The sequence below is a fragment of the Chryseobacterium sp. MYb264 genome, assembly GCF_035974275.1.
Taxonomy (GTDB): Bacteria; Bacteroidota; Bacteroidia; order Flavobacteriales; family Weeksellaceae; genus Chryseobacterium.
Genome location: NZ_CP142422.1, coordinates 1,693,112 through 1,705,533, shown reverse-complemented (window position 1 = coordinate 1,705,533; position 12,422 = coordinate 1,693,112). Strand labels below are relative to the sequence as shown.

The 12,422-nt window shown below is 37.5% G+C and carries 2 protein-coding genes; both read left to right on the top strand.

Annotation, left to right across the window (positions count from 1 at the left end):
* The first annotated feature begins 255 nt into the window (after positions 1-255).
* Positions 256-2,466 carry a PfaD family polyunsaturated fatty acid/polyketide biosynthesis protein gene (locus VUJ46_RS07280; protein WP_326984327.1) on the top strand — a complete coding sequence of 737 codons (2,211 nt, stop codon included), beginning with the start codon at positions 256-258 and terminating at the stop codon, positions 2,464-2,466.
* Positions 2,467-2,694: 228 nt separating this feature from the next.
* Positions 2,695-12,408, top strand: a complete 9,714-nt coding sequence (locus tag VUJ46_RS07275) for an SDR family NAD(P)-dependent oxidoreductase (protein WP_326984326.1) — start codon at positions 2,695-2,697, stop codon at positions 12,406-12,408.
* Positions 12,409-12,422: the final 14 nt, after the last annotated feature.

Below are 12,422 nucleotides of genomic sequence, written 5' to 3'. Positions count from 1 at the left end.
AGCCAAATTTTCACTTACAGTTCACATTAAGGCAAAAAAGATGTGGTGCAAGTGTAATTTTTTGAAGTATATTATTTCTGCATTATTATTTTGTTAAATTTCACTTTGTAGAGAAAATTCTACAAGTATGTTTTAAATAAATAATTATCTTTGATTTTTTAAAATTCCTTTTAATGTGAATTATTTACTGCTGTTTTCATCTTATTTAGAGGATATTTTATATAATTTCCTACCAATTCTAAAATAAAATTAAACATGATTGTACACTGTTTTCCCGGGAAAATATCAAAGATAAAAGCTGCTGAAGCATTAATTAATGATTATAAAGAAATCATTACAACAGCAGATGAAATTATAGGTTTCCCATTAAAAAATGTAATAACCCAAGATCATCTTTTAAGCCAGATAAAATATAGTGACCCGATTATTTTTGTCATCAATGCGCTTATTTATTTAAATACAAAAAGTCCCAAACCCGATTTTTTATCAGGGTACGGAGTCGGAGAATACAATGCTTTGCTCGCTTCAGGCGGTTTTGATTTTCCGACAGGGCTTAAAATAGTTAATGAGAGAGCTCATATTATATCAAAATTCAAAAGGGGGAAAATGGCGGTTGTGAAGAATGTAACGGTAGATGAAATTCAATGGATGTTAAAAAGCCATCATTGCCATACGATTGATATTTCGGCGCATCATTCAGCCAAAGAATTCAGCATATCTGGAAAATCAACTGATATTTTGAAAATGAAAACGGTATTCGAAAATTCCGGAGCCGAATATTTAATGGATCATTCAGAAGGTGCTTTTCATTCAAGGTATATGAAAGGAGCCATCAATGAGTTTTCAGAGTATTTAAATAAGTACACATTCAATGATCTTCAAATCCCTGTAATTGCTGGGATTGATGGAAAGCCATATCAAAATAATTCCGTCAAAAAAAATCTGATTCTACAACTGATCAACCCTGTTTTATGGCATGAAAGTGTAGAATATTTAAAGCAATCCGGAGTGAATGAATTCAGGGAAATTGTTTTTGATGATGACCACGTCGTGCAGAATATAAAAGCACTTCCGGAACAGGATTTTTCAGATCAAATTATACCAAAAGTAAATATTTCAGATTTAGGATCAAAAAGTTACCAAAAAAGATATCATACAACATCTTCCTACGCGGCAGGTGGAATGTACAAAGGGGTTTCTTCATCAGATCTGGTGATCGCTTTAGGCAAAAATTCAATGATGAGCTATCTGGGCAGTGGCGGTTTGCCTTTACAAAAAGTGGAGATGGAAATCGTCCGAATTCAGAAGGAATTGGGAGCAGATTTACCTTTTGGAATCAACATCGTTTATAATATTTATAATTCTGACCGGGAAAAAGAAATGATAGATCTCTGCCTGAAATATGGAGTTAGAAATATCGAAGCAGCCGCTTATATGAGCGTTACGCCACAGTTGGTGAAATTCAGACTTAATGGATTAAAAAAGACAGATCATACAATTATGGCTGAAAATAATATTCAGGCCAAAGTTTCTATTCCGGAAATCGCCATACAATTTATGAAGCCGGCACCCGAAAATATCGTGATGGATTTGTACAGGAAAGGTGAAATATCAAAAGAGGAAATGGAATATGCAAAATATGTTCCCGTAGCCAGTGATATTTGTGTGGAAGCTGATTCCGGAGGTCATACTGACCGTGGCATTCTATCAATTTTATTACCTGCTGTTATCAAATTGCGGGATGAATTTTGTGAAAAATATAATTATCCGGAAATCATCCATATCGGTGCAGCCGGAGGCATAGGAAATCCGGAATCTGCCGCAGCGGCATTTATATTGGGAGCCGACTATATTGTGACAGGCTCCATCAATCAATGCACAGTGGAAGCAGGAACCAGCAACACGGTGAAAGATCTGTTGGAAAAAATAACGATACACGACACAGCGTATGCTCCTGCGGGAGATATGTTTGAGCTGGGAGCCAAGGTTCAGGTGGTGAAAAAAGATACATTTTTTCCAATGAGGGCAAGCAGGCTCTATGATATCTATAGCCGTTACAATTCTTTGGATGAAATAGATGCTGCTGAGAGAAGCCGGATTGAGAAAAAATTCTTCGGAAAAACCTTTCAGGAAGTTTTTGAAGAGTGTAAAAAATACCATTCGGAAAATAATATTCTGAAAGCTGAAAATGATCCGAAATATAAAATGGCAATGATTTTCAAATGGTATTTTGGATTGAGCTCAAAAATGGCATTAGCGGGAGAAGAAAACCATATCGCGAATTTTCAGATCCACTGCGGCTCGGCGTTAGGAAGCTTTAACCATTGGGTGAAAGGCACAGCGCTCGAACACTGGCGGAATAGAAAAGTAGCGGTTGTGGCAACCTCTTTACTGGAGTGTACGGCAAATCACTTTGCTCAGTTTATACAGCAATATGCCAACAAAGTATCACTGGTTAACACATAAATAATCTTCGTTAATCATCATTGATTTAAACTAAAATTTAATACAATCAAAAATATACTATGACTGCAATCAATTTACTAAGGAATAGATTCCTAAAATGCTGCTTAGCATAAGTCTGTTCTAAAATTCGGTACTATAATTTAACCTTTTTACGATTTTTTTTCTCTGATTTTATAATCGGAGGAAGGCTTTCTTTTTAAAAATTCTTGACAAAATATTTAATGCAAAATGAATTCTACTAATTTTAATGTAAACGATATCATTCAGAAAAACAATGCTGATTTAATCGTGAATGACAGACCTTCTGATAAAAAAAGTATGATCGATTTTTTATCAAAAGCGGTGGCAGATATTTTAAAGATATCTTCGTCGAATATCAGCACTGAGCTGCCTTTCCTTGAATATGGACTCCGCGGATCTGCCGTACAGACGTATGTTAAGCAAATAAACGACAACCTTAATATTGATCTAAAGGCGATCGAACTTTTCAGTTATCCCAATATATCAGCACTTGCCGATCTTATTGTAGAAAAATATATCATTAAGAAAGAAAAAAAGGATGAATTTATTTCTGAATTCAGCACTCCTTTAAAAATCGAACCGGATCATCATAAAGACCTGATTGCTGTAATCGGTATGAGCGGAAAATTTGGCTCAGCCAATTCTGTTGATGAATTTTTTGAAGTGCTGAAAAACGGTAAAAGTCTTATCAGAGAAGTGCCGGACAACAGGTGGAGTATTGATGAATATTATACAACGGACAGAAATGATGCCCAAAAATCATATTCAAAATGGGGCTCTTTTTTAGAGAATATCGATCAGTTTGATCCTGCATTTTTTCGTATTTCGGGACGCGATGCTGAGGTGATGGATCCTCAGCAGAGATTATTTCTTGAAGAAACATGGAAAGCGCTGGAAGATGCAGGAATTGATCCGGAGGTGCTAAAGACGATTCGTTGTGGTGTTTTTGCGACGTCGGGGCTTAGCGATTATATAGGAACAGAGGCGGAGGAAGCATCCTCATGGTGGGGAAATGATCCTGCTGTTTTTGCGGCAAGAATGTCTTATTTTCTGAATACGAAAGGCCCTGCAATCGCCGTAGATACAGCATGTTCAAGCTCGCTTACGGCTATTCATCTCGCCTGTAACAGTTTAATGAGCGGGGAGAGCAGCGTTGCCATTGCTGGTGGTGCGTGGATTGAGACCAGACATCATTTTTACAGAAAAGCATCAAGAGCGCAAATGCTTTCTCCTGAAGGAAAATGCTATGCTTTTGACTCCAGAGCCAATGGTTTTGTACCTGGTGAGGCGGTCGGAGTTTTGATTTTAAAGCGTCTTGAAGATGCCGAAAAAGACGATGATCAGATTCATGCCGTTATCAGGGGAACATATACCAATCAGGATGGCAGCACCAACGGGATTACGGCTCCTAATGGGAGGGCTCAGCAAAATTTATTAACGGAAGCTTTTCAAAAGTTTAAAATTAATCCTGAATCAATTGGTTGTGTGGAAGCTCACGGAACCGGAACACGTCTCGGAGATCCAATAGAATTTGGAGCTTTGGACGCGGCCTTTAAGAATTTTACAGCGGAAAAGAATTTTTGCAGTCTGGGAAGTGTGAAGACCAATATGGGACATTCTGTAATGGCGGCAGGAGTTTCCGGGGTTATTAAAATGATTTTAGCTATTAAAAATAAATCACTTTTTCCAAGCCTGAATTTTGAAAATCCCAATGCACTGATTGATGTAGAAAACAGTCCGTTTAAAATACAGAAATCACTGGAATTCTGGAAACAAAAAAACGATGATCCGCGAAGGGCAACGGTGAGTGGTTTTGGTTTCAGCGGAACGAATGTCGTGACCATTGTAGAGGAATATAAAAAAGTTGAAAAAAAATACCAAAACAAAGGAGCAGCTCTTATTCCATTGTCCGCCAAAACAGAGCAGCAATTGCTTGATTATTGTAAAAAATTGAGGTTACATCTGGAGCAAAATCCGGAAACCAATCTATATAATCTGGCTTATACTTTACAGTTGGGCAGAAAGATGATGGAGAAAAAAAGATTCATTATTGCTGAGAATCTTGAAGATTTAAAACAGAAACTCGGACAGCCTGTTTTTTATCATGATGATAAAGATGAGCCCATTGATTATGAAAAAATTATAGTTGCAATAGAAAATAAAAATTGGGATGTTCTCGGAAAAGCGTGGATCAACGGTCATGTCATCGAGTGGAAGGCATTATACGCACAGGAGCAATGCTCAAAAATTAGTCTGCCGGGATATTGCTTCGAAAGAAAATCATATTGGTATACGAAAGAAAACATCATCAATGAAAGAAAGCTTCACCCTTTGGTACATCGCAATACTTCAGATTTTTCGCAGCAACAGTTTAAAAGTATACTAAATGATAAAGAACCGTCAATTTCTGATCATAAAGTCGGAGAAAACTTTGTTTTTCCAGGAGTAGCTTATCTTGAATTGGCAAGAGCAGCTGCTGAATTGAGCCAGGGGAAAAAAATTACAGAAGTCCATCAGGTTACTTGGGTCAATCCTTTAGAAATCGCAAAAAATACCATAGCTGAGGTTGTTATTAATGTAAAGGAAAAAGAAGATAAAATTCTGTATGAAATTGAATCTGGTGATCGCGAAAATAAATTGAAATCCACAGGTAAATTAGGAACAATAATACATCATCCAAAGTTTACAGATATTATTTCTTTGCAAAACAATTTTAATGAATATTGGGAAGGCGAGAAATGCTATGAAAAGTTTAAAGATATAGGCTTAAACTATGGCAAAGGTTTTCAGGGTATTAATAAATTATATCTGAAAAATAGAGAGGCGCTGGCTGTTATCCATTTGGCGAAATCAAAAGAAATACGCTGGACAATTGGGGCGCTGGATTCTGCATTGCAATGCTGTGTCGGATTGTTCTTACATAACGGTGGCGACGAGCTGATTCTTCCTTTCCGGTTGGAAAAAGCAATTTTCTACGATGAAATTCCCGAAAGTTTTTACTGTCATATTAAAGTGGAAAATCAAAATTCTAGTGGGAAATCAGAAAATTTTACCATCAGATTAATCGGTAATGAAGGAAATATAATCAGCGAATTAGACGGTGTTATTTTCGCTAAAGTGAAACAGACGAATTCAGAAAAACCTGTCAGTGTAGTGAAAAATAATTTTTCGAACGGACAGGAAAGACAAATCATTCCCGAAAATAAAAATATAAGAGAGCTTGTTACCCAACAGGTGAGAGTTTTTGCTGCGGATATTGTAAAGTTTGATATTTCTACTATTCAGGCAGATCAGGATTTTATGAGTTACGGTTTTGATTCCGCTACGTTGGTAAAGCTTTCCGGCGATCTTAATGCATATTATGATATTCATCTTACGCCGGCGTTGTTTTACAGTTACTCAAGCATTAACGAATTGGTGGATTTCCTTGAAGAGAATCATACCGATCAACTTGAGAAAAAGTACGTTAAAAATATAGATCATAGTCATCATTCAGAAATACAAATTCCGGAAAATACAAATCTTGATACACCTGAAATATCTGCGGATTTCGATGATGAGGATGACAATACCGTAGCAATCGTCGGGATCTCAGGACGTTTCCCTGGCTGTGATAATCTTGATGATTTCTGGCAGAAATTGTATGATAATCAAAACATGATTTCTGAAATTCCCGCAGACAGATGGGATTGGAGATCATTTTATGGAGATCCTGCTGTAGATTCTTCTAAAACAAAAGTGAAATGGGGGGGCTTTATCTCGGACATCGATAAATTTGATGCATTATTCTTTGGAATATCTCCTGCTGAAGCGGCTTTGATGGATCCTCAACAGAGAATTTTTATGGAAGCAGTCTACACCGCTTTAGAAGATGGAGGAATTGCCTATTCAGACTTAAAAGGTAGTGATACAGGTGTTTTTGTGGGAACATGGACGAACGATTATGAAATGTTGTTACAGGAAAATGAAGACCTTTATCTTCAGGGATTAATTCCGAGTGGAACAGTTCATTCTATATTGGCGAATAGGGTTTCTTATCTTCTGGATCTTCACGGTCCCAGCGAACCTATTGATACAGCGTGTTCCAGTTCGCTCGTTGCTATTCACAGAGCAGTTGAACATATCTATTCGGGACGTTGTAAAATGGCGATTGCAGGAGGGGTAAATGCGATATTATCTCCCGAAACCAGCTTATATATTAGTAATGCCAATATGTTAAGTAAAGACGGTAACTGTAAACCATTTGATGCCTCAGCCAATGGGTATGTCCGTTCAGAAGGCGTAGGAGCGGTGATTTTGAAAAGACTGAAGGATGCCGAAAAAGACGGAGATCATATTTATGCGATCATCCGCGGAACAGCTGAAAATCATGGAGGAAGAGCCAACACGGTGACATCCCCCAATCCTCTTGCACAGGCGGAGCTTTTATTGGAAGCTTATCAATCAGCCGGAGTTGATCCTTCTAATGTTTCTTACATCGAAACCCACGGAACAGGCACTTCTCTGGGGGATCCTATTGAAACGGAAGGGTTAAAAATGGCATTCAGCAGGTTGTATAAAGAACGAGGTTTAGAAATTTCAGAAAATACATGCAGCATCGGAAGTGTAAAAGCTAATGTTGGGCATCTGGAATCTGCATCAGGAATGGCAGGAATCATCAAGGTTTTATTGGCGATGAAGCATAAAATTTTGCCGGGAAATCCTCTGCTTTCAGAACCCAATCCTTATCTGAGACTTGAAGGAAGCCCTTTTCATCTACAAAAAGAAACAGAAATCTGGACAACTTCAGATAACCGTCCTAGAATTGCCGGAATCAGCAGTTTTGGTTTTAGTGGTGTAAATGCTCACATTATATTAGAAGAATATCGTAAAAAAGAAAGGTCACAGCAGGCTCATACCGGAAAAATGATGATCCCGCTATCTGCTCAGAATAAAGAAAGGTTACAGCAAAGAGCTAAGGATCTTCTCCATTATTTGAATCATCATCCGGACACCAATTTTCTTAGCATTGCTTATACGTTGCAAGTTGGAAGGGAGTCTATGCATGAAAAAGCGGTATTTCTTGCGGAAAATAGTCATGAATTGAAATGGCAGTTAAAATGTTTTTTAAGGAATGAAGTGAGCGATTATATTGTCAAACCGTCACAAGAGAAAAACTCTACTGATGAATTTCATACAGCAGATCTTTTATTTTCAGATTTAAATATTTCTGAGTTAAAAAAAACGGCTCAATCTTGGGTAAATGGAACAAAAATCGATTGGTTAAAGCTTTATAAGGACAAAATTCCTCACAAAATACAGCTTCCGACGTATCCATTCAACAGAAAAAGGCATTGGTTTTCAGCTGAAAAAAAGGTGAAAGAAACTATTCCGCCTTTTTCTCATCCGATTTTAGGACAGGATTATTCTACAGAAGAATTAATTGATTTTGAATTTAAGTTTAAAGGAGATGAAAAATATTTAATAGACCATAAAGTGGATGGTAAAGTTGTGTTTCCAGGAACCGCTTATTTGGAGGTGGTTTGCGCTGTAGTACGAAATAGCAATCAGCAAAAAAATATTCAGCTCAAAAACAGCAGTTGGATTTCGCCCTTGTTTTCAAAAGAGGAAGAACAGGTATTGCATTTACAGATTGATAAAAATTCAGGAGAATATAGGGTAAAATCCAATACAGATTTATATGCAAAAGGAACAGTAAATTTTACTCACGAAATATCTCAGCCTCTTACCCAAAATATTTCGAAAATTATTTCAAATCTTAGATTTCATAAGACTGGTAAAGAATACTATGAGATACTTCATGAAAACGGTTTGCAGTACGGATCAGGTTATCAGGGAATACAGAAAATTTATTATGATAAAGGGCTCTCACTGGCAGAAATTTCACTGGACGCAGGGAAGGATTTTATGATTGCTCCTCCATTGGTAGACAACGCTCTTCAGGCAACGATCGGAACATTATTAATTGATAAAATGGAAACATTGCTGGTTCCGGCAGGGGTAAAATATACCAATATCTATGACACATTACCCGATAAAATCTGGAGTTATGTGAGAAGAAATCCCACACATGATGAGGTTTACTCATTTGATATTACCATTACAGACCATTCCGGAAATGTTCTTATAGAATTGATAGAACTGATGGTTAATCCATTAATTAAAAAAGAAAAAAACGTGAAAGCTCAAGACAATATATATACCCGAATTTATGATTATTCATGGCAGAAAAGTTCTCCTCAGAACAGTACGGCTGAAAAGAAGGACTTTCAGCACCTATTTTTGTTGGATTCCATTTCGCAAAATTTCGTCAATTTACTTGAAACAAATTTGAACTCAACAGTTACAGTGCTTTCCAATCAGGAAAAAGAAGAACTCTTTATTACCATTTTAAACAAATTAAAAACGATAAGAAAAGGCAGGATTTTGTTTTTATATGATAATAAAGATGAGCATAAATTTGCCTATTTATCAGGATTATTAAAAACACTTCGCTTAGAAAATCCCTACGTGTCAGGATCTTTGCTAAGTGTAGATGGACTGCTTTCTGAAAACCGTTCTTATGATATTATCGAATCTATAAAGAAAGAGACGTTGAATGATGAGGTTGAAATAAAGATCACAGGAAATGAAAGGCTGATCAAAAAACTGGTTCCTCTGTCTACAGATACGGTGCTTCCATCCATTGCCAAAGTTGGTGGCGTTTATGTAATTACGGGTGGCGCAGGCGGATTGGGTAAAATATTCTCAGAGTATCTTGCCGAAACTAAGGATACCGAAATTATTATTGTCGGAAGGAAACCTGAAAATGAAGTTGTCATTACAAGATCAAATATTCATTATATATCATGCGATATTGCCCATCGCGAGAATGTAGCGGGATTAGTTCAGAAGATTAAGTTTCGTTTTGGAAAAATAACGGGAATTATTCATGGTGCGGGAGTTATTCACGACAGTTATATCGCAGGAAAAACGGAGGAGGAAGTCAAAAAAGTATTTGCTCCAAAGGTACAGGGTCTCACTCATCTCGATGAGGAAACAAAGAATGAAAATCTCGATTTCTTTATTCTTTGTTCATCCATTGCTTCAGTGGCAGGGAATATTGGTCAGGCAGATTATGCTTCCGCTAATGCGTGGATGGATAATTTTGCGACTCAAAGGAACAAGATGCAGCAGAATGGATTAAGAAAAGGAGTTTGCAGGAGCATCAACTGGCCTTTATGGCAAGATGGGGGAATGCATATAGACCAGAATACCGCAAGTATTCTGGAGGAAAAATGGGGAATGCTTCCAATGCCGACCTCAGAAGGAGTTGCAGCGATGGAGGCAATGCTACATCATAAGGTCGATCAGGGAGTTGTAGTCTATGGGAATAAAGAATTTTTATCCGACGGCGAAAAGCGGCAGCAGGTGACTTCCTTGGCAGATAAACCGAGTAATGACGAACTGCCTGTCATGACAAAAAAAGAAGCGGGAGAATATATCCTCAGTGTCATTGCCGAAATTTTGGATTATGATAAAGAAGAGCTCAGCACCGACGCCGAATTACGAAGCTATGGTTTTTCTTCTTATTTACTGGTGAGATTTTCTAATGAATTAAATACTTTTTATGACATCAATGAACCATCTAGTATATTTTACAATTACCCAACCATCAATGATCTTGTCGACTTTTTATGGGAAAATCATCAGGGAAAATTAGTAATGAAGCATCATAAAAATAACGATCAGGATCTCAAAATTGAATCTGCTGATTTTAGAGCTTATACGGTTGATTTTAATGAAATTGATTCTTTGCCAGAAGAGCATTCTGAAAAGGAGTTTGATACAGGTGAAGAATTAGAAAACAGTGTAGCCATCGTAGGAATTGCCGGACGTTTTCCCGGAGCAGAGAATGTAGATGAGTTTTGGAATATGCTGAAAAATAATGAATATGCCATCACAGAAATTCCTGAAGAAAGATGGAACTGGAAGGAGTACTACGGAAATTCAGCTGAAAATATCAGAAAAACAGAGGTAAAATGGGGTGGTTTTATTAAAGATGTTGATCAGTTCGATGCCGAGTATTTTGGAATTACTCCTAATGAAGCAACGTTGATGGATCCCCAGCAAAGGATTACTATCGAAACGGTGTACACAGCTTTGGAAGACGCGAATATTACTCCTTCATCGTTAAAAGGTTCAAATACAGGGGTATTTATCGGTGTGATGAATAATGATTATGCCGTTATGTTGCGCCGAAACCCGGAATTGGGAAGACAGCCTCATGCCGGAATTGGTAATTCGGATGCGATGCTGGCGAACAGAATTTCTTTTCTTCTGGATCTTCATGGTCCGAGTGTTCCGGTGAAAACGGCCTGTTCAAGTTCTTTGATTGCCATTCACAGGGCAGCGGAGAAAATCAGAAACGGAAAATGTGATCACGCCATTGCCGGAGGTGTAAATACGGTGCTGATTCCTGACACTACTTTGATGATTAATAATGCAGGAATGCTGAGCCAGGACGGAAGATGCAGATCTTTTGATGACAGAGCCAACGGATATGTCCGCTCGGAGGGTGTGGGAATTGTCATTCTGAAGTCCTTCAAAAAAGCAAAGCAGGACGGAGATTTTATTTACGGATTAATTCGTGGAGGTGCAGAAAATCACGGAGGAAAAGCCAGTTCTTTAACTGCCCCGAATCCTAAATCTCAGCGGGATCTGTTGATAGAAGCATATAGAAAATCAAATATTAATCCATCAAGGATAAGCTATATCGAAGCGCACGGAACAGGAACCGCTCTTGGAGATCCTATCGAAATTGAAGGATTAAAGATGGCTTTTGAAACTCTATATAAAGAAAAAGATCAGAAAATAACGCCTTCAGGATGTGCAGTCGGAAGCGTTAAGGCCAATATAGGACATACGGAATCAGCTTCCGGAGTGGCAGGTCTTATCAAAGTGCTGATGGCATTTAAACATAAAACTTTACCGGGAAATCCGCAGCTCATCAACCCCAATCAATATCTGCAGACAGAAGGTAGTCCTTTTTATCTGCTTTCTGAGACGATTCCATGGAATTCGGATCAGGCTAAAATGGCGGGAATCAGCAGTTTTGGTTTTGGCGGAGCAAATGCGCATCTCATTGTGCAGGAATATCACAATATGCATCAAAAAATAGATCATACAGGTTCGGCAGTTATCCTTTTAACAGCAAAAAATAAAGAGCGACTGACAGAATATGTTAAGCTTTTAAAGGAAAAAATTGTTTCGGATTCTTCATTAAATATTCATTCTATTGCATTGACGTTGCAGTCGGGAAGAGATTTTCTGGAGGAAAGAGTAGGATGGATTGCGGAAGATTTAAACGACCTTTTATATCAGATCAATGCTTATCTTGAAGGAGAAGAGCCTGTATTTTGCGGAAATATTCTTCAGGGAAAAGCTTCGTTAAAGATATTGAATGAAGCGGTTGATGAGAATGAAAAAATCAGAATGATTGCAGAATCGAATTTCAGATCGTTGCTTAATTTGTGGTGTGTGGGTGCGGATATTCCTTGGAATTTATTATATGGAGACTTAAAACCTGACAGAATAAAACTACCGACCTATCCTTTTGAAAGAAAAAGATTCTGGATTCCTGATTTAAAAAATGAAGTGAAATCAACGGCTTCAGCTCCTGAAAAAGAATCCCAAAATATCGAAAACCATATTCAGAAAATTGTCGCAGATATTGTTAAAAAACCTGTCGGAACAATGAATGTAAAAAGTGATTTCTTCGAGTTTGGACTGGATTCAGTTTCCGGTTGGGAGCTTATCCGAAGTATAAATAAACAGTTGGATATCAGGATGGATTTTCATGTTTTATATGATTATACCACAATAGAATCTCTGGCTGCATTCGTAGAAAAAGAGATGATGATGAGTAAGGTTGTTAATTAGATTTTGAATTTAGA